This is a genomic window from Streptomyces sp. HPF1205 (genome assembly GCF_020400825.1).
In the GTDB taxonomy this organism is placed as follows: domain Bacteria; phylum Actinomycetota; class Actinomycetes; order Streptomycetales; family Streptomycetaceae; genus Actinacidiphila.
On record NZ_JAINVH010000188.1, the window covers coordinates 1 to 206 of the forward strand.

A 206-nucleotide genomic window follows, 5' to 3' on the forward strand; every position below is an offset into this window, starting at 1 on the left:
CTCGCCGTCGCGAACACCTCCGCACCCAGATGCCGGGCCAGCTGGATCGCCGCCATCCCCACACCACCGGCACCCGCATGAACCAGCACCCGCTCACCCGCCCGCACCGACCCCAGATCCCGGAACGCATACCAAGCGGTCAAGAACACGATCGGCACCGACGCCGCCTCGGCGAACGACCAACCCTCCGGAATCGGCGCGAGCAT

Annotated in this window: 1 protein-coding gene; it reads right to left on the reverse strand. The window is 69.4% G+C overall.

The genetic code is table 11. The annotated features are described in order from the left end of the window. Window positions 1-206, reverse strand: a 206-nt coding sequence (locus tag K7G61_RS36230) for a hypothetical protein (protein ID WP_225851389.1), incomplete at both ends; no start/stop codon positions are given.